General features: G+C 71.1%; 16 protein-coding genes. 5 read left to right on the plus strand and 11 right to left on the minus strand.

All coding sequences use genetic code 11. The annotated features are described in order from the left end of the window. Positions 1–100: 100 nt before the first annotated feature. Positions 101–1,024 carry a helix-turn-helix domain-containing protein gene (locus tag KV106_RS13785; RefSeq protein WP_261210741.1) on the plus strand — a complete coding sequence of 308 codons (924 nt, stop codon included), beginning with the start codon at positions 101–103 and terminating at the stop codon, positions 1,022–1,024. A gap of 128 nt (positions 1,025–1,152) precedes the next feature. Then, positions 1,153–1,518 (plus strand): DUF1330 domain-containing protein, encoded by a 366-nt coding sequence (locus KV106_RS13790; protein ID WP_261210742.1) that lies wholly within the window; start codon positions 1,153–1,155, stop codon positions 1,516–1,518. A gap of 130 nt (positions 1,519–1,648) precedes the next feature. Here the strand turns inward: KV106_RS13790 and KV106_RS13795 are convergent, their stop codons facing one another. The 7 genes from KV106_RS13795 to KV106_RS13825 form a co-directional block, all read right to left on the minus strand. After that, positions 1,649–1,996, minus strand: a complete 348-nt coding sequence (locus KV106_RS13795) for an H-NS histone family protein (protein WP_057591593.1) — start codon at positions 1,994–1,996, stop codon at positions 1,649–1,651. Between the two features lie 427 nt (positions 1,997–2,423). Beyond that, positions 2,424–3,149: a peptidoglycan DD-metalloendopeptidase family protein gene (locus KV106_RS13800; protein WP_261210743.1), complete on the minus strand. Its 726-nt coding sequence runs from the start codon at positions 3,147–3,149 to the stop codon at positions 2,424–2,426. Between the two features lie 116 nt (positions 3,150–3,265). Beyond that, on the minus strand, positions 3,266–4,672 hold the full coding sequence (locus KV106_RS13805; protein WP_261210744.1) for a sensor domain-containing diguanylate cyclase: 1,407 nt from the start codon (positions 4,670–4,672) through the stop codon (positions 3,266–3,268). Between the two features lie 230 nt (positions 4,673–4,902). Beyond that, entirely contained in the window at positions 4,903–6,114 is a 1,212-nt protein-coding gene (gene metC / locus KV106_RS13810) for a cystathionine beta-lyase (RefSeq protein ID WP_261210745.1), read from the minus strand. Between the two features lie 35 nt (positions 6,115–6,149). Then, positions 6,150–7,181 (minus strand): Bug family tripartite tricarboxylate transporter substrate binding protein, encoded by a 1,032-nt coding sequence (locus tag KV106_RS13815; RefSeq protein WP_261210746.1) that lies wholly within the window; start codon positions 7,179–7,181, stop codon positions 6,150–6,152. A gap of 94 nt (positions 7,182–7,275) precedes the next feature. Continuing rightward, positions 7,276–8,856: a rhodanese-like domain-containing protein gene (locus KV106_RS13820; RefSeq protein WP_261210747.1), complete on the minus strand. Its 1,581-nt coding sequence runs from the start codon at positions 8,854–8,856 to the stop codon at positions 7,276–7,278. Positions 8,857–8,892: 36 nt separating this feature from the next. Then, positions 8,893–9,483, minus strand: coding sequence for a cysteine dioxygenase family protein (locus KV106_RS13825; protein WP_261210748.1), 591 nt, complete (start codon positions 9,481–9,483; stop codon positions 8,893–8,895). A 106-nt stretch (positions 9,484–9,589) separates the two neighbouring features. Here KV106_RS13825 and KV106_RS13830 point away from each other — a divergent pair, with 106 nt between their 5' ends. After that, the gene (locus KV106_RS13830; RefSeq protein ID WP_261210749.1) at positions 9,590–10,462 is read left to right on the plus strand and encodes a LysR substrate-binding domain-containing protein; all 873 of its coding nucleotides are present in this window, start codon (positions 9,590–9,592) and stop codon (positions 10,460–10,462) included. A 27-nt stretch (positions 10,463–10,489) separates the two neighbouring features. On the opposite strand, the gene KV106_RS13835 is transcribed toward KV106_RS13830, so the two are convergent. From KV106_RS13835 to KV106_RS13845, 3 genes are all read right to left on the minus strand, one after another. Next, positions 10,490–12,064 carry a GGDEF domain-containing protein gene (locus KV106_RS13835; protein WP_314733639.1) on the minus strand — a complete coding sequence of 525 codons (1,575 nt, stop codon included), beginning with the start codon at positions 12,062–12,064 and terminating at the stop codon, positions 10,490–10,492. A 76-nt stretch (positions 12,065–12,140) separates the two neighbouring features. Beyond that, positions 12,141–12,971 (minus strand): urease accessory protein UreD, encoded by an 831-nt coding sequence (locus KV106_RS13840; RefSeq protein WP_057591584.1) that lies wholly within the window; start codon positions 12,969–12,971, stop codon positions 12,141–12,143. A gap of 21 nt (positions 12,972–12,992) precedes the next feature. Next, entirely contained in the window at positions 12,993–13,520 is a 528-nt protein-coding gene (locus tag KV106_RS13845) for a nucleoside deaminase (RefSeq protein ID WP_057591583.1), read from the minus strand. A gap of 425 nt (positions 13,521–13,945) precedes the next feature. Between KV106_RS13845 and KV106_RS13850 the strand changes: the two genes are divergently transcribed. After that, positions 13,946–15,025: an aromatic ring-hydroxylating dioxygenase subunit alpha gene (locus KV106_RS13850; protein ID WP_261210750.1), complete on the plus strand. Its 1,080-nt coding sequence runs from the start codon at positions 13,946–13,948 to the stop codon at positions 15,023–15,025. Between the two features lie 136 nt (positions 15,026–15,161). Here KV106_RS13850 and KV106_RS13855 read toward each other — a convergent pair whose 3' ends face one another. Beyond that, positions 15,162–16,463 carry a D-amino acid dehydrogenase gene (locus KV106_RS13855; RefSeq protein WP_261210751.1) on the minus strand — a complete coding sequence of 434 codons (1,302 nt, stop codon included), beginning with the start codon at positions 16,461–16,463 and terminating at the stop codon, positions 15,162–15,164. A 129-nt stretch (positions 16,464–16,592) separates the two neighbouring features. Between KV106_RS13855 and KV106_RS13860 the strand changes: the two genes are divergently transcribed. Continuing rightward, positions 16,593–17,060, plus strand: a complete 468-nt coding sequence (locus tag KV106_RS13860) for a winged helix-turn-helix transcriptional regulator (protein ID WP_057591580.1) — start codon at positions 16,593–16,595, stop codon at positions 17,058–17,060. Positions 17,061–17,073: the final 13 nt, after the last annotated feature.

Consider the following 17,073-nt stretch of genomic DNA (forward strand, 5'->3'; position numbering starts at 1 on the left):
AGGCCGGCAGTGTGCGGCGGGAGGTCGAACGCTCGTTAACCCAAATCGGCAAAATGCGCGGGCCGGCGTACGCTGGCGTCCCACCGCCCCTTGCCGACGCATGGCCATCACCCTCGACCTGTACGACGACTTCCACCTGCATGGTGCTTCCGCGCCCGAGTGGCAGCAGCGCTACCTGCAGCTGTCGCAGGGCGTGATGCGCAGCACGCTGGCCGAAGCCGTGTCGGGCGGGGTGCACGTGTTCCGCAAGTGGATGAGCGAGCGCGTCGTGCAGCAGGGCTGCCTGCCGGCGGGACGGCTGTGCTTCGCGGTCGGCAATGGCCAGGGCGCGGGCATTCCGCGCGTGCAGGGCCGCGCGCTCGAGGACCACAGCCTGTTCCTGCTGCGCGCCGGCGAGGACTTCACCTTGCAGCGTCCGCGCGGCATGGAACTGCTGGCCGTGACCTTCGAGGCCGAGCAGTTCCGCCGCCTGCTCGATGCGCGGCCCCTGCCGCCGCAGGCGCTGCGCCTGCTGTCGCAGCCGGTGCTGCGCGCGCCGGCCGAAGCCGTGGCGCGCATGCGGCACGCCTTGCTGGGGCTGGTGCAGGGCGGCGATACCGCGCACGAGGAAGCCGCCGCGCGCATCGCCTTCGAGGCATTGCATGCCGTGCTCGAGGGGGCGGCCGGTGCCCCACCGGGCGTGGCGGGCAGCTCGGCGAGCTTCATCGTCTCGGAGTGCCATCGCATCGTGGCCGCCAGCGGCGCCGCGCCGCCCGACATCGAGGCGCTGTGCCGGCGCCTGCGCACCAGCCGGCGCAGCCTGCAGAACGGCTTCCGGCAGATGGCCGACACGACGCCCGTGCATTACCTGCGCAGCCTGCGGCTCAATGCGGTGCGCGGCCGCCTGCTGGCCACCTCGGCCGCGCAATGCAGCGTGTCGCAGGCGGCCGAGGCGCAGGGGTTCCATCAATTGAGCCATTTCTCGCAGCGCTACAAGGCGCTGTTCGGCGAACTGCCGTCGGCGACGCCGCGCGCCATTTCATAACGCTTCCCCGCTGCCGGGACTCTTCGCTCGGTGGTCCGCCTTTCGGCCTATTGCCGATGCACGCAATGGGACGCGCGTTTCGGCTTTTCGCGAATGGATACTGGAGGCGATGCGGCCGGCGACCGCGAATGGATCCGATCGTCGCTGCATCGCCCATCAAAGACCGAAGCGACACAGGAGACATTCCGAAGATGCCCGCCTACATCATTGCGCAACTCGCCTTCAACGACCTCGAGGCCTACCGGCGTTATCAACGCGCATTCCCGGCCGTGTTCGCGCGCTTCGACGCGCAATTGCTCGTGGCCGACGAAGCGCCCGAAATCCTCGAAGGCGGATGGCAGCGCGACAAGGTGGTGGTGATGCAATTCGCTGACAAGGAGGCCGCGCGCGCATTCCAGAACGATCCCGGCTATGCGGCGATTGCGCGCGACCGCAAGGCCGGCGCGGATGCGGTGGTGCTGCTGGTGGAGGGATTGCGGCCCCTGGGGCGATAGCCCGGCGGCGCAATTCGGCCGCCCCAAAAAGACATGCGGCCTCGAGGGCCGCATGTGCAATTCGAAAGCGCCAAAGGCGGGTTTCGGGATGGCGCACCGGTGGTAGCGGCGCCTCTCGAAGTCCGTCGCCTTATTTCGCGAGCAGTTCGTCGGGCGACTTGCCGGCTTCGAGCGCGGCCTTGAACCAGCCGGGACGCGGACCGCGGCCGCTCCACACATTGCCCTGGTCGTCCCTGAACTTGGGCGCATTGCCGGCGGCCTTGCGACCCTTGCGGCCCTGGCGCGCGGCGGGTTTCGCCGTGGCGGCGGGACGGCCGGGCGAGCGGCCGAAACCCAATTCGGCGGCCGTGAAGCCATACACCTCGATGGCTTCGCGGATGCGCTCGAGGACGCCGTCGGCTTCCTTCTTGCGAAGCTGATCGGCTTCTTTCTGGAGTTGTTCGATTTGCTTCTGGACCTGTTGGAATGTCTTGGCCATGGAGATGCTTTGTATTTGAGTGAGGAGAGGAGAGCTGGCGAGATTAGGCCGCGAACGCATTTTTCGTTGTCAGCAATTGTCGCAAGATCGAAATCAGGACGAGTCGCAGACAGGTGGTCTACAAAAAAGGCATCCGGTTTGGCCCATCGCCAATCCGTGCCGGCATCGAATCCGGCCCGCCGACTTTATCTGATCGGGAAGCGGAATCCCGGATTCCTTTTTGGGAATTGGGGATTCGGGCTGGCAGGCTTCCGTGCCGGTCGGTGAATGAATTCGACTTCACCGCATCGCGCGGGATTCGCCGCCGGCCGTCGAGGCTGCAATTGGACGACCGCAAAGAACTCGCACTGGAATACCCGGATGCCCAAGTCCGGTGCGCGACCGGCAATCCCAATTCGAGCCCGCCACCCTATTCCGGCGGCGGAATTTATCGTCCGTCGGCCAGGAATGAACGCGGATCGACCGCGCGCCCGCCCACGCGGACCTCGAAATGCAGCTTGACCCGGTCGGCGTCGGTATTGCCCATCTCGGCGATCTGCTGGCCCTTCTGCACGGTCTGGCCCTTCTTCACCAGGGCGCTGCGCAGGTGGGTGTAGACCGACATGCGCGAGCCGCCGTGGTCGATCATGAGCACGTTGCCGTAGCCGCGCAGGGTCTCGCTGACCGTGACCACGCCCCTGGCCGCGGCGACCACCGGCTCGCCGAGCTTGCCGGCGATGTCGACGCCCTTGTTGCTGCCGCCGTTGAAACCCGCGATCACCGGGCCCGGCGCGGGCCAGGCCCAGTCGCCGGTGCCGACGCGCGAGGGCGGCGGGCCCGATTCGCGCGGTGCCGGCGGCACGGGCCGCTTCGAGGGTTCGCGCTCGCCGCCCGCGGTGCGCGGCGGCTCCGACGCGCCGCCCGGCGGCACGATGCGCAGCACCTGGCCGACCTCGAGCTTGTCCGGGTCGTCGATGCCGTTCCAGCGCGAGATGTCCTGCATCCGGCGGCCGGTCTTCGAGGCGATGCGGTACAGGGTGTCGCCCGGCTGCACCACGTAGTTGCCGGGACCGCGCGCATCGCTCTTCTCGACGGGCGCGCTGCCCGGGGATGGGGTGGAACAGCCCGCGATGGCCAGCGCCATCGTCAGGGCCACGAGCGGTGCGGCGCGCATGCGCCAGTTCCTGCCTGTCGAAACCAAAACCGGATACCTCCTGGATCAAAAGCCGCCGTGCGCGGCGGGGCATGATCGCACGAGGCGATGGCGGCGGCCGTAGGAGGCCGGGAGGCTCAGGCGATGACGTTGAACCAGCGCGTGGCACTGGCGCCGTCGATGCGGGCTTCCTGCCGCGCATGGGCGGCCTGTTCGAGCACCGCCGTGACCGGTCGCGCCGGGTCGCCGATGGCGAAGCCGACCTTGCAGTCCAGCCCGTGGCCGAGCGCCCGCGCGCCGCGCACCAGCGAGGAGCCGACGCGCTCTGCGGCCTGCGCCAGCCCGTCGCGCGGGCCGGTCAGCACGATGACGAAGGTGTCGGCGTCGATGCGCCCGCAGGCGTCGCCGGGACGCACCGAGCGGCGCATGCGGCCGACGAAGGCCTGCAGCAGCCGTTCGGCCGCTTCCTCGCCGAGGCGGTCGCGTGCCGCGGCGAGGCCGCCGAGCTCGACGCTGATCGCGCACCAGAGGAAGCCGGGGCTGTTCTCGGCCACGGTGCGGGCCTGCCGCACCTGGGCGAGGAAGACCTCGGGCAGCGGCAGGCCGGTGATGTCGTCGCGCGCCATGTCGTCGGGCGCGGGCGCCATTTCGGCGGCCACGCCGGTCTTCGGCATGGCCTCGGCCGCGGGGCCGGGCACGGTGAGCGCGCGCGCGGTGGCGGTGGGTACCACCACGTCGGGCACGTCCATCGAAGCGGGCCGGAATTCGCGGTTGAGCCGGCGCGCGATCAGCGCCGAGGCCGCCAGGCCGAGCACGACCAGGCAGCTGCCCATGCCGAGCAGCGAGGCCAGCGGGTTGCGGGCACTGCGGGTCAGGGTGTCCTCGGGCACGCCGACCGCGACCCACCAGGCCGTGCCGGGCACCGGCGCGATGGTGGAGAGCACCTTCAGGCCGTCGAGCGTGAGGGTGCTGCTGACGCTGCGGTCGGCGCCGGCGATCTTCTGCCGCAGCTGGGGCGTGGCGTGGTGGCCGAGATAGCGGTCCTCGTCGCGCGAGCGCGCGACCACCTTGCCGCTGGCGTCGACCAGCGAGGCAACCCAGCCCTCGGGCCAGATCTGTTCGCGCAGCACCACGCCGAAACCCTCGGGTCGCAGGCCGACGAGCGCGGCCGGTACATCGGCCAGCCACGGCGTGCCATCGGGACGGTAGACGGCATGGAGCGCGGGCGAGGCTTCGCCCGGGCCCTGTACCTCGAAGCGCTGGCCCGAGCGCGGCACGGCGGCGAGCTGGTGGACGTCGGCGCGCAGCCGGTCGGCCTCGCGCGCCATCGCGGCGGCGGTGCTGTTGGCCTTGTCGAGCAGCAACTGGCGCTCGCGGGCCTCTGCCTGGTCGCCCATGCGGGTGGTGACGTAGACGCTGAAGGCCAGCATCGGCACGAGCACGAAGAGCTGGACCGCGATCAGCCAGGGGATGAAGCTCGCCGGGCGCGAGCGCGTGCTTTCCGGCGGGAAAGGGGTGCGTGGGGAGAAGCCGATCCGGTTCATGGCAGGTGTGCGCTGCGCTGGAGCCTGAATGTAACCTTTGGCCTTAAGAAAAGGTCACTAATTGTTGCCCGGAGCAGGGGCTTTTTTCACGTCCTGGTGACCGGCGGTGGCTGCCGGGGTGCGGGCGGCGCTCTCGCGGCCCTGTTCCGCGCCGCCGAAGCCGCGGAAAGGAAACAGATGCTGACAAAGCCGATCGGCCCGCCTGGGCGCGGGAACGCGGCCCGGCGCCCTCAGGCGGCCTCGCCGGCTCCGGCGGCCGCGAAGCCGCGGCCGAGGTCGGCCACCAGGTCGGCCGGCGCCTCGAGCCCGACGTGCAGCCGCACCACCGCGCCGCGCGCGCTCCAGTCGCTCACGCTGCGCGCCGCGCGCATGTTGGCCCAGGCCACCAGGCTCTCGTAGCCGCCCCAGGACGAGCCGCGCCCGAACAGCGAGAGCGCATCGACCAGCCGCTCGACCGCGGCCGGCGCAATCTCCGGCCGCAGCTCGAAGGACAGCAACCCGTTGGTGCCGCTGCAGTCGCGCCGCCAGAGATCGTGCCCGGGGTGCGTGGGCAGCGCGGGGCAGAACACGGTCGCGACCTCGGGCCGCGCCTGCAGCCAGTGCGCGACCTCGAGCGCATGCTGCTCGTGCAGGCGCAGCCGCGCCGACAGCGTGCGGATGCCGCGCAGCACCAGCCAGGCGTCGTCGGGGCTCACGGTCATGCCGAAGGCGTCGCAGCGCTCGTTGAGCGCGCGCCAGGCCTCGCGCGTGGTCGCCACCGTGCCCATCATCACGTCGGAGTGGCCCGAGAGGTACTTGGTGGCGGCCATCAGCGAGATGTCGGCGCCGAGCGCGAGCGGGCGGTACTGCAGGCCCGAGCCCCAGGTGTTGTCGGCCGCCAGCAGCGCGCCGCGCGCATGCGCGAGCGCGGCCAGCTTCGGCAGGTCGCACATCTCGTAGACCAGCGAGCCCGGGCACTCGGCGTAGACCAGCCGCGTGGCGGGCTCGAACAGCGCTTCGATGCCGCTGCCGTCGGCCGCGAAGAAGCTGCAGCGGATGCCGTAGGGATCGAGGAAGGAATGCACCAGCTGGCGCGCCGGCTCGTAGACGCTGTCGGACATCAGCACGTGGTCGCCCGGCTTGAGGTAGGACAGCAGCACCATGCCGATGGCCGCGAGGCCGGTGGGAAAGAGCCGCGTGCGGTAGCCGCCCTCGAGCTCGCTCACCGCATCCTCGAGCGCGAAGGTGGTGGGCGTGCCGCGCGCGCCGTAGCTGAAGACGCGCTCCTCGCCGCGCCGCGCGCGGGCGTCGCGCATCGCGGCCACGCTGTCGAACACCACCGTGCTGGCGCGCACCAGCGGCGGGTTGACCGGCGCGCCGCCCGCATGGGCCGGGTGCTTGCCGAGGTGGGCGATGCGGGTTTCGAGGGACAGGCCGGAGGGATCGGTGGGCGAGGCGGGCATGGGCTTCTTCTCTGACGTGGAGGCGTTCGCCGATGCTAGTCGGCGCGCGCGCCCGACAGCTTCACGATGCGCGACCAGCGTTCGATGTCCTGCCTGAGCTGCGCCGCGAAGGCCTCGGGTGTGTTCGCGACCACCTCGCTGCCGCCGTCGGTCACCTGCCTGTTCACCTCGGGCAGGTGCAGGGTGCGCACGATCGCCTCGTTGAGATAGGCCACGCGCTCGGGCGGCGTGCCGGCCGGCGCGAAGAAGCCGTACCAGTCCTCGAAGCGCGCATTGGCATAGCCGAGCTCCTCGAGCGTGGGCGCCTTCGCGAACACGCCGATGCGGCGCGGGCTGGTCACGGCCAGCACGCGCAGCTTGCCGCTTTGCACCATGCCAGCGACCGAGGCGGTGGAGGTCACGAGCACGTCGACCTGGCCGCCGAGCAGGTCGGTGAGCGCGGGGCCGGCGCCCTTGTAGGGCACGTGCGTCATGTCGACGCCGTTGTCCTTCTGCAGCACCACGCCGACCAGGTGCGAGAGCGTGCCGTTGCCCGGCGTGGCATAGGTGAGCTTGCCGGGACTGGCCTTGGCCTTCGCGGCCAGGTCGGCGAAGGACTTGAGCGGCGAGTTCGCCTCCACCACCAGCGCGAGCGGCGCCGCGTTGATCTGCGTGATCGGCACGAAGTTCTTGACCGGGTCGAAGCCCGGCGCCGCGTACAGCGCGGGGTTCACCGCCATGATCGAGACCTGCGAGGTCAGCACGGTGTAGCCGTCGGCCCTGGCATCGGCCACCGCCTTGGCGCCGATGTTGCCGCCCGCGCCGCCGCGGTTGTCGACCACGGCCGGCTGGCCCGTGATCTCGGCCAGGCGCGTGGTCACCAGGCGCGCGGTGGCGTCGTTGCCGCCGCCTGGAGGGAACGGCGAGACGAAGCGGATCGGCTGCGTGGGGTAGCCGTTGCGCGCGGGCAGCGGGTCGGCCGCCGCGCCCTGCAGCACGAGCGTGGCGCTCCAGGCCGCGGCGAGCAGCCAGCGCGCGCGGCGCATGCGGGACGGACGGTGCGGGGAAAGGCCGGATGCAGTCGACATGGTGAACTCCTGGACGGAACGAACGAGGACGAGCGAAGGCCGGACCGTGGCGCGAAGCCGCGGTCCGTGGACTGGCGAGGAACGGGGGCGAGGGCTACGCGTGCGGCGCGCCCGGCAATCGGAAGGCGGCGCGCTCCTGCGCGTCGAGCTGCGCGACCAGGCCGGTCTCCCAGGCGAGGTAGCGGCGCGCGGCCTCCTTGTTGCCGTCGTGGCGGTCGTGCACGAAGAACAGGTAGTCGATGCAGTCGGCATCGCTGGGCAGCGCGGGCGTGGCCTCGAGCGGCAGCCCGGCGGCGCGCCATGCGGCCATGTCGCCCTCGAGCAGCAGCGGCGCCGCGTGGTCCGCGAGCTCGGAGGCGACGGCCCAGGCGGCGAGCGCCGGATCGTCGGCCACCAGCACCAACTGGCGCGTTTCGCCGCGCAGGTCGTCGGCCAGCCGCGGCCGGATCGACCAGCGCGCGCCCGCGATGTGGCCGGCGCGGAATGCCATGCCCGGGCGCAGGTCGACCAGCGCGACCTCGCCGCTCTCGATGCGCGCCGACAGCGCGCGCGCATCGATCGTGACGAGCGGCTTCGGCGCGGGTGCGGTCACTGCCTCGAGCGCCAGCCCGCTCGCGAGCCCGCCCTCGAGCACGCTCGCGTCGTGGCCCATCTGGCGCAGCCAGCTCGCGACCGTGGGCGCGCGCACGCCGTCGCTGTCGAACAGCACCAGCCGCGCGCCGCGCACGCCCAGGTACTGGTCGGCCGCCTGCAGCAGTTGCCCGCCCGGCGTGTGCTGCGCGCCGGGCAGGCTGCCGGCCGCGAATTCCTCGGGCGTGCGCACGTCGCACAGGAACAGGCTGCGGCCCGCGTCGCCGGCCCAGTCGCGCACCGTGCGCGCATCGACCGTGGGCGCGCCGAAGCGCGCGGCCAGCGCCTGCGCGGCGCCGCGCAGCTCGCAATTGCCGCTGTCGTCGGCATAGCGCTCGGTGCCGCCGTGCGCGAGCGCATGGTCGGCCAGGTACCAGCCCTGCGTGCCGTTCTCCAGCGCATAGACCGGGTTCGGAACGCCGAGGTTGATCAGCGTCTGCGCGCCGATGATGCTGCGCGTGCGGCCCGCGCAGTTGACGACGATGGTCGTGCGCTCATCGGGCACGAGCCGGCGCACGCGGTAGGCGAGTTCGCCGTTGGGGCAGCAGGTCGCGCCCGGGATGTTCATCTTGAAGAACTCGCTCACGGGCCGGCCGTCGAGCACCACCACGTCGTCGCGGCGCGCGAGCATGGCGGCGAGTTCGTCGGCGCCGATGCGCGGCGTATGGTAGGCCTCCTCGGCCAGTTCGCCGAAGGTCTTCGAGGGCAGGTTCACGCCCGCGAACAGCGCATGGCCCGCGGCCTGCCAGGCGCGCGTGCCGCCTTCGAGCACGTGCACGTCGCCGTAGCCGAGCGCCCGCAGGCGTTCGGCGGCGCGATGAGCGACGCCCCGGCTCTCTTCGTCGCCCCCGTCATAGGTCACGACGCGCACGCCGCGGCGCGGCAGCAGGCGCGGCGCATCGAGCTCGAGCCGGCTGAAGGGCAGCGGCACGCCGAGGAACAGGTGCGACTCGCCGTACTGGCCGTGCTCGCGCACGTCGAGCAGCGCGATCTCGCCGCCGTCGTGCAGCCAGCGCTTGAGGGTCTTCGGGTCGATGGAGGTCATGGGGAAAGCGAAAAGGAAGAAAGCGGGGGAGCCGGTTCAGCGCCGCGTCTGCACGCCGATGCCCATGGTCTGGCAGGTGCCGGCCGCGAGGTCGTAGGCGGTGCGGCGGTCCAGCGTCTCGAGCGCGCGGCCGTACATGTGCAGGTGGCGGATGGTCTGCTCGCCCTGGATCTCCACCGAGTGGATGTCCTCGGGCATCAGCGCGATGCCGGCGCCGGGCGCGACCACCACCAGCGCGGTCTCCTCGAGCCGGCCCACGCCGGGCACCGAGCCGTCGTCCAGCCGCCGGTAGACGCGGTTGTGCTCGGTGCCTTCCACCGCGGCGATGCAGGCCCAGGTCGTATGGTTGTGCGGCACGATGCGCTTGCCCGGGCGCATCACGTTGAGATAGAGCGCGTAGCTCTGGTCGGCGTCCTCGGCGATCAGGTAGCGCGCCTGGTGCTCGCCGGGCTCGGGCGGCGGGTAGTCGCCGGCCTGCCAGTACTCGGTGCGGGCGGCCAGGCCCTGCAGCGCTTCGAGCACCTCGGCCAGCTTCTCGCGCGTCGGTTCACCGTTGGCGATGGATGTCTTCATGCTGGCGATGGCCGTCTCGACGGCTTCGCTGCGTGGAACGGATGCGGTGCTCATGCGGTTTCTCCTGTGGGGCTGCCCGATTTCTGTGCAGCCACTGTAGTGAGCCCGGCGGCGCCGAACAATCCAGCACGGGCGCAAAACACATCAATAAAATTAATGAATGCCCACGCTCGACCTCGAACTGCTGCGCACGCTCGCCGCCGTCGTCACCCATCGCAGCTTCGCCGCCGCGGCGGTGCACCTGGACCGCACGCAGTCCGCGGTCACGCAGCAGATGCAGCGGCTCGAGGAGCAGATCGGCCACCCGCTGTTCGCCAGGCAGGGCCGGCAGAAGCGGCTGACCGAGCACGGCCAGCGCCTGCTCAACTACGCGCACCACCTGCTGGCGCTCAACGACGAGGCGCTGCGCAGCCTGCGCGAGGGCCAGCTCGAGGGCAACCTGCGCATCGGCGCGCCGCACGACGTGGCCGAGACCATGCTGCCGCTGCTGCTGACCGAGGTGGCGCGCACCTCGCCGCTGCTGCAGCTCGACATCCACGTGGCGCGCAGCCCCTACCTCATGACTTCGCTCAAGCGTGGCGAGGTCGACATGATCATCTCGAACCGCATCGACACCCAGTTCGAGGGCGTGGTGCTGCGCAACTCGCCGACCGTGTGGCTGTGCGCCGCGGGCTACGTGCACGACCCGGCGAAGCCGGTGCCGCTGATCATGGCCGACGGGCCCAGCATCTTCCGGCGCATCGGCCACGAGGCGCTCGACGCGGCCGGCGTGCCCTGGACGCCGCGCTACACCTCCTCGAGCCTGATCGGCATCAAGGCGGCGCTGCGCGCGGGCCTGGGCGTGACGGCGCGCGGCGTGGAGCAGCTCGACGCGGGCCTGCGCGTGCTCGGCGTGGGCGACGGCATGCCGCGGCTGCCCGACCTGGCCTACCACCTCTACGTGCGCAGCCATGTGGTGAACCCGGTCACGCGGCAGGTGTTCGAGCACCTGAAGAAGCACCTGCGGCTGCCGCGCACCGACGCGGCGGGCTGAACCCGGGGCTGAGCGGCGCGGGCGCGTTCAGCGCGCCGCGGGCACGGCGTGGCCGTCCTGCTTGGCGCGGTACATCGCCTGGTCGGCGGCCGCGAGCAGGTCGCGCGGCGTCTCGCCGCCACGGCCCAGCGCGATGCCCACCGACACGCCGATCAGCGTGCGCGCGCGTGCCAGCTGCAGCGGCTCGGCGATCGCCGCGATGCAGCGCTGCGCCAGCACCTGCGCGCCCTGTTCCGCGGGCTCCACGAGGCCGGTGGCGAGCAGCACGAACTCGTCGCCGCCGATGCGCGCCACGGTGTCCGTCTGCCGCACCAGCGCCTGCAGCCGGCGCGCGATCTCGCGCAGCGCGAGGTCGCCGGCCTCGTGGCCCAGGGTGTCGTTGAGCTGCTTGAAGCCGTCGAGATCGAGGTAGAGCACCGCCACCGGCTGCCCGTGGCGCGCGGCATGGGCCAGCGCCTGCTGCAACCGCTCGTCGAGCAGCTTGCGGTTGGGCAGGCCGGTCAGCGTGTCGTGGTGGGCCAGCCGTGCCAGCGCCTGCTGGTTGTCGACCAGCTTGGCCAGCAGCCGGTTGAAGGCCTGCGTCAGGTGGCCGATCTCGTCGTCGCGCACCACGCGCAGCGGCGCCAGCGGCAGCTCGCCGCGCGTCATGCGGTCGGCCTGGTCGGCGGCACGCAGCAGCGGGCGCAGCAGCCAGGCCATGATCAGGCCGATCACGATCAGCACCATCGTCACGGCCGGCGCGCGCTGCCGCAGGATGAAGGCCTGCATGCGCGCCACCGGCGCGAGCGCCTCCGCCACCGGCAGCCGCGCGACCACGAACCAGCCGGCCGTCGGCACCGAGGCGATGGCCGAGATCTCGTCGATGCCGCGGGCGTTGCGCGTCGTGCCGCTGCCGCGGTAGCCCGCCATCGCGCGGTCGTGCAGCGGGTTCACGCCGTCGGGCGGCGTGGGGGTCAGCATCATCGTCGCGTCGGTCGAGGCGACGAAGAGCCGGTCGCGCGGCGAGATCACGAGGATGCCGCCGGCCTGGCCCACGCGGCCTTCCAGCAGGTGGTCGAGCAGGCCGTCGGCCGTGAGGTCGGCGGTGCCGAGCAGCACGGCCACCACCTCGCCGCTGCCGTCGCGCAGCGGCACGGCCATGGGCAGGGCCGCGTGATGCGCCGCCGTCGCCTGCGCCCGGCCCACCGCGCGCCGGCCGGCGCGCGCGGCGGCGAATTCCAGCGCCTCGGTCGAAAACTGCCCGTCCTGGTCGAGCCGCCTGCCATCGGGCGTGGCGAGCGCCAGGCCGAGCGGGAACAGCGGGTTCAGCGCGCCGCGCTCCGCGAGCCAGGCGTGCAGCGGCGCGGGCTGCGCCAGCAGCTCGGGCGGCACGGCCTGCGCCAGCCGCTCGAGGAAGGCAAGGCGCTCCACCAGGTAGTTGTCGACGTCGCGCGCCACGTAGGCGGCCAGCGCGGTCTGCTGCGAGGCCACCGACTGCGTCAGGTCCTCGCGCAGGAAGCGGCTGAGCTGGATGTAGCTGGCGGCGGTGCCGATGATCGCCATCACCAGCCCCATCACGAGGAGGCGCACGACCAGGCTGCGAGCGGATTTTCGGAGGGTCACTCTGGCGGCGGGTCGTGAGGCGGGAGGTGCGGGACTGTAGCCGAAAGCCTTAGCGCCGCCGCCGCGGCGGGGGTCTTCAGGTCGACCAGATGCGCGGCGTGGCGGCCGGCAGCGACCAGAGCTCGGCGCGCCAGTCCTGCCACACCTGGCGCAGCAGCCGCATCGCGGGTTCGACCACCGGCGCGAGCACGCGCAGCACCACCACCTCGGCATGCGGGCTGGTGGCGCCGGCGCTGCCGGCCAGGCCCTGGGCCTCGATGCGTTCGCGTGCGAGCGCGAGCAGTGCCTCGCGCCGGGCGCGCGCGGCCGGCGTCCCCGCCACGTAGAACAGCGAGGCCAGGCAGCGGTGGCCGCCCAGGCCCAGCGGGCTTTGCAGCAGCCTCTGGTCGGCCGCGTCGATGCGGCCGCGCTCGAGCCATACGCCGGGCGCCTCGATGTGCTGCAGCAGGCTGCCGCGCTCGAAGGGCTGGTGCGCATGCGGCAGGCCCAGCGCCGCCACGTCCCAGCCGATCATCTCCGCGCCGGGTTCGGCCTCGATGGCGATGCGGTTCTCGGCCACGCAGCCGCTGTAGCAGATGGCCTCGAGCGGAAGCCATTCGAGCCGCGCGCCGGCCGCCAGCCGCAGCCGGGTGCGCTGCACCGCGCGCTCGCCCTCGCTGCGGTAGAAGCGCGAGGCGCCGGGCGTGGTCACCAGGCCATGGCTGCCGGCGGCGGCCTCGACCTCGATCTCGAGCGTGTCGCCGCCCACCAGCCCGCCCGGCGGATGCACCAGCACGTTGTGGCAGACGGCATCGCCCTCGGGGTAGAGGCTCTGAAGGATGCGCAGCGGGCCGTCGTGGCGGAAGCGGGCGACGGTGCGGTCGGCTTCGTGGCGGTAGGAAAGATGGAGGCGGGCGTGCCAGGGCATGCGGGGAGTCTATGTGCCGCGTCAGCTCTTCCAGGCGCCGTCGTGCGCGGCGCTGGCCTCGTCGACCAGCGCCGGGCCGATGCATTCGATCGGGTGCGGCGAGACGCGGAACACGTCGCGGCACGACAGCTCGGCATCGCGCTGGTCCTGCCGCTCGCCGCGGAACACGCGCAGCCGCTCGGCGTCGATGCCGAACACCACGCGGCCGATGTTCGACCAGAAGATCGCGCCCGCGCACATCACGCAGGGCTCGCCCGAGGCATAGAGCGTGGCGCCGGCCAGTTCCTCGCGCGAGATGCCGCGGCCCGCGAGCGCGCGGATCGCGTTGGTCTCGGCATGGCCGGTGCAGTCGCCGGTCTCGCCGGTGTTGTTGTAGGCCTCGGCGATCACCTCGCCCGCGGCCGAGACGATGACGGAACCGAAGGGCCGGTTGCCGCGCCGGCGCGCGAGGTGCGACCAGACGATGGCCTTGCGCAGGTAGCGGCCGTCGCGTTCGTCGAGCGCGGTTTCGGCGGGGAAGGAGGGGGATGGGGTGTCGCTGAAGTTCATGCGTGGAAAGAGGGCGTGCGTTCGCCGCGGCGGGGCGGCAGTTTCGTTTGTCTCGGATCGGATGTCCTGGTGACCGCATCATGACCGCCTGAACGGCGGGCCATGGCGCGGGCGCTGCAAGAGCAATTTCCGGGCGGCGCACTTCGATGGTGCATCTGCCGCTGAACGCTTCTACTCTCGGCGGCGTGGAATGCATGCCGCATGCCAAGGCGGCGCGCTCGGGCATTGCGCACGATGGATCGCCCGCGCGACACAATGCGGGCGCGCAACTTGCATCGGGCAAGGCGCAGAGTAGAAGCGTTCAGTCCACCGGCCTTCGTCCCACCCCCTGGCGAAGCCGGCCGCGACGGGAAATTGCTCTTTCAGGTTCGTCCCCGCGCATCGCTGGTCGTGCGCGGACATGCAACGCAGAAGGAGTCCCACGCATGCTCGTCACCCGTCAACCCGTCTTCCGCAAGTTCTGGCATGCCGTCATGCCGCTCGCCGACCTGGCCCAGGGGCCCAGGCCCTTCCGGCTGCTCGGCGAGGACATCGTTCTCTTCCTCGACGCAGAAGGCCAGCCGGCCGCGCTGCGCGACCGCTGCTGCCACCGCACCGCGAAGCTTTCCAAGGGCTGGTGCGTCGACGGCGCGGGCCAGGCCTGTGGGCAGGGCGCGATCCAGTGCGGCTACCACGGCTGGACCTACGACCGCGGCGGCCAGGTCATCCGCATCCCGCAGTACGAGGCGGAGCGACCGATCCCGCCCGACTACCGCACCACGGCCTACCGCTGCGCCGCGCGCCATGGCTATGCCTGGGTCGCGCTCGAGGAGCCGATCGCCGACATCCCGGCCATTCCCGAGTTCGACGATCCCGGCTACCGCACCATCTTCCAGTTCCACGAGGAGTGGCGGACCAGTCCGCTGCGCGCGCTCGAGAACTCCTTCGACAACTCGCACTTCAGCTTCGTGCACCGCGCCACCTTCGGCGTGGCCGCGAGCCCGAAACCGAGCAAGTACGAGCTGGTGGAGAACGAGGCGGGCTTCCACGCGGAGACCGTCATCGAGGCGACCAATCCCGCGAAATTCCATGCGATCAGCGGCGTGAGCGATCCCATCACCACGCGCCACATGCGCAATGCCTACTTCATGCCGTTCTCGCGCCGCCTCGACATCGAGTACCCGAGCGGCATCCGCCACATCATCATCAACTGCTTCACGCCGATCGACGACCACCGCATGCAGCTGTGCCAATGGCTGTTCCGCAACGACACCGAGGCCGACTGCCCGGCCTCGATGCTGATCGCCTTCGACGAGGAGATCACGCGCGAGGACAAGGACATCCTCGAGTCGACCGATCCCGATGCGCTGGTCGACACGCGCCGGCGCGGCGTCGAGTACTCGATGGAGTCGGATCGCCCGGGCATGCTGATCCGCAAGCACCTGATGCAGCTGCTCGCGCGGCATGGCGAGGCCGAGGTGTACCGGGGGATGGACAGCGGCGTGACGGTTGCGAAGGCCGCCTGAAAAACGGGATCGGGCAGCCGGACGCAGAGGACGCGAAGGTTTCGCAGAGGACGCGAAAGGAAAACCAATTTTTTATTGAATTGTTTTGCGCCCTTCGCGAAACCTTCGCGTCCTCTGCGTCCGGAAGTCCGCTTTCTCAGGCCGTCGCAGAGGCCGGGCGCGGTTGAGGCATACGCTGCGACCCCTGCTCGTAGCGGTCCATCGCGAGCCCGTCGGTGCGGATCTCGGGCCGCTGGCCGGTCACGATGTCGGAGATCAGCTTGCCCGAGCCGCAGGCCATGGTCCAGCCCAGGGTGCCGTGGCCGGTGTTGAGGAACAGGTTAGGGTAGCGCGTGGCGCCGACGATCGGGGTGCTGTCGGGCGTCATCGGGCGCAGGCCGGTCCAGAAGCTGGCGCGCGGCAGGTCGCCGCCCGGGAACAGGTCGCTCACCACCTTCTCGAGCGTGGCGCGGCGCTGCGGGTTCAGGCGCAGGTCGAAGCCCGAGAGCTCGGCCATGCCGCCCACGCGGATGCGGTTGTCGAAGCGCGTGACGGCCACCTTGTAGGTCTCGTCGAGCACGGTCGATTGCGGCGCCAGCGATTCGTCGATCAGCGGCACCGTGAGCGAATAGCCCTTGACCGGGTAGACGGGAATGTCGAGGCCCAGCGAGGCGATGGCCGCGCGCGAGTAGCTGCCGAAGGCCATCACGTAGCGGTCGGCCGTGAGCACCTTGCCGGCCGTGGTGCGCACGCCGCTGATGCGGCCGCCCTCGGTCTCGAGCGCCTCGATGCCCTGGCCGAAGCGGAAGTCCACGCCCAGGCCGCGCGCGATCTCGGCCAGGCCGCGCGTGAACAGGTGGCAGTCGCCGGTCTCGTCGTTCGGCAGCCGCAGGCCGCCCGTGAGGCGGTCGCGCGCGCCGGCCAGCGCGGGTTCGACGCGTGCCAGCGCATCGCGGTCGAGCAGTTCGTAGGGCACGCCGCATTCCTCGAGCACCGCGATGTCGCGCTGCACCGCGTCGAGCTGCGCCTGCGTGCGGAACAGCTGCAGGGTGCCGCCGGTGCGGTGCTCGTACTGCAGGCCAGTCTCGGCGCGCAGCGCCTGCAGGCAGCCGCGGCTGTACTCGGCCACCCGCATCATGCGTTCTTTGTTGATCGCATAGCGCTCGGGCGAGCAGTTGCGCAGCATCTGCGCCATCCAGCGCAGCTGGAACAGCGTGCCGTCGGGGCGGATCGACAGCGGCGCATGCTTCTGGAACATCCACTTGATCGCCTTCAGCGGAATGCCGGGCGCGGCCCAGGGCGTGGAGTAGCCGGGCGACACCTGGCCCGCGTTGCCGAAGCTGGTTTCCTCGGCCGGACCGGCCTGCCGGTCGAGCAGGGTGACGTCGGCGCCCGAGCGCGCGAGGTAGTAGGCCGTGGTGGTGCCGATCACGCCGCCGCCCAGAACGATGACTTTCATGGTGTATCCGCTGATTCGAATGGAATACCGAGAATTTATGCGTCAGAATGAAGTGGATTCCACTGTTTTCATGCGTTCGGCAGTGGAATCCCCTGTGTAGAACCTTCCTATGCGCCGCGCGGAGTGAAAGTGCCCGAGCTCGACCGAATCGACCGCAAGATCCTCGACCTGCTGCAGCGCCAGGGCCGCATTTCCATGACCGAACTGGCCGAGCGCATCGGCCTCTCGGCCTCGCCCTGCGCCGAGCGCGTCAAGCGCATGGAGCGCGACGGCGTCATCAGCGGCTACCACGCGCGCGTGTCGCCCGAGGCGCTGGGCAAGACGCTCTTGGTGTTCGTCGAGATCAAGCTCTCGGCCAAGTCGGGCGACGTGTTCGACAAGGTCAGGCAGGAGCTGCTGCACATGCCCGAGGTGCTCGAATGCCACCTCGTGTCGGGCAGCTTCGACTATCTCGTGAAGGCGCGCCTGAGCGGCATGAGCGAATACCGCCACCTGCTCGGCGACATCCTCAAGAAGCTGCCGGTGGCGGCCGAGTCGCACAGCTACGTGGTCATGGAGGAGATCAAGGAAACCCTGATGCTCGCCACCGACCGCTGAAGGCACGGCTACC

The organism is Variovorax endophyticus, from assembly GCF_025376855.1.
In the GTDB taxonomy this organism is placed as follows: Bacteria; Pseudomonadota; Gammaproteobacteria; order Burkholderiales; family Burkholderiaceae_C; genus Variovorax.

Bases quoted from the DNA above. Each gene is read 5' to 3' on its own strand.
- KV106_RS13785 (WP_261210741.1), top strand. From the start codon at position 101: ATGGCCATCACCCTCGACCTGTACGACGACTTCCACCTGCATGGTGCT.
- KV106_RS13790 (WP_261210742.1), top strand. From the start codon at position 1,153: ATGGATCCGATCGTCGCTGCATCGCCCATCAAAGACCGAAGCGACACA.
- KV106_RS13795 (WP_057591593.1), bottom strand. From the start codon at position 1,996: ATGGCCAAGACATTCCAACAGGTCCAGAAGCAAATCGAACAACTCCAG.
- KV106_RS13800 (WP_261210743.1), bottom strand. From the start codon at position 3,149: ATGCGCGCCGCACCGCTCGTGGCCCTGACGATGGCGCTGGCCATCGCG.
- KV106_RS13805 (WP_261210744.1), bottom strand. From the start codon at position 4,672: ATGAACCGGATCGGCTTCTCCCCACGCACCCCTTTCCCGCCGGAAAGC.
- metC (WP_261210745.1), bottom strand. From the start codon at position 6,114: ATGCCCGCCTCGCCCACCGATCCCTCCGGCCTGTCCCTCGAAACCCGC.
- KV106_RS13815 (WP_261210746.1), bottom strand. From the start codon at position 7,181: ATGTCGACTGCATCCGGCCTTTCCCCGCACCGTCCGTCCCGCATGCGC.
- KV106_RS13820 (WP_261210747.1), bottom strand. From the start codon at position 8,856: ATGACCTCCATCGACCCGAAGACCCTCAAGCGCTGGCTGCACGACGGC.
- KV106_RS13825 (WP_261210748.1), bottom strand. From the start codon at position 9,483: ATGAGCACCGCATCCGTTCCACGCAGCGAAGCCGTCGAGACGGCCATC.
- KV106_RS13830 (WP_261210749.1), top strand. From the start codon at position 9,590: ATGCCCACGCTCGACCTCGAACTGCTGCGCACGCTCGCCGCCGTCGTC.
- KV106_RS13840 (WP_057591584.1), bottom strand. From the start codon at position 12,971: ATGCCCTGGCACGCCCGCCTCCATCTTTCCTACCGCCACGAAGCCGAC.
- KV106_RS13845 (WP_057591583.1), bottom strand. From the start codon at position 13,520: ATGAACTTCAGCGACACCCCATCCCCCTCCTTCCCCGCCGAAACCGCG.
- KV106_RS13850 (WP_261210750.1), top strand. From the start codon at position 13,946: ATGCTCGTCACCCGTCAACCCGTCTTCCGCAAGTTCTGGCATGCCGTC.
- KV106_RS13855 (WP_261210751.1), bottom strand. From the start codon at position 16,463: ATGAAAGTCATCGTTCTGGGCGGCGGCGTGATCGGCACCACCACGGCC.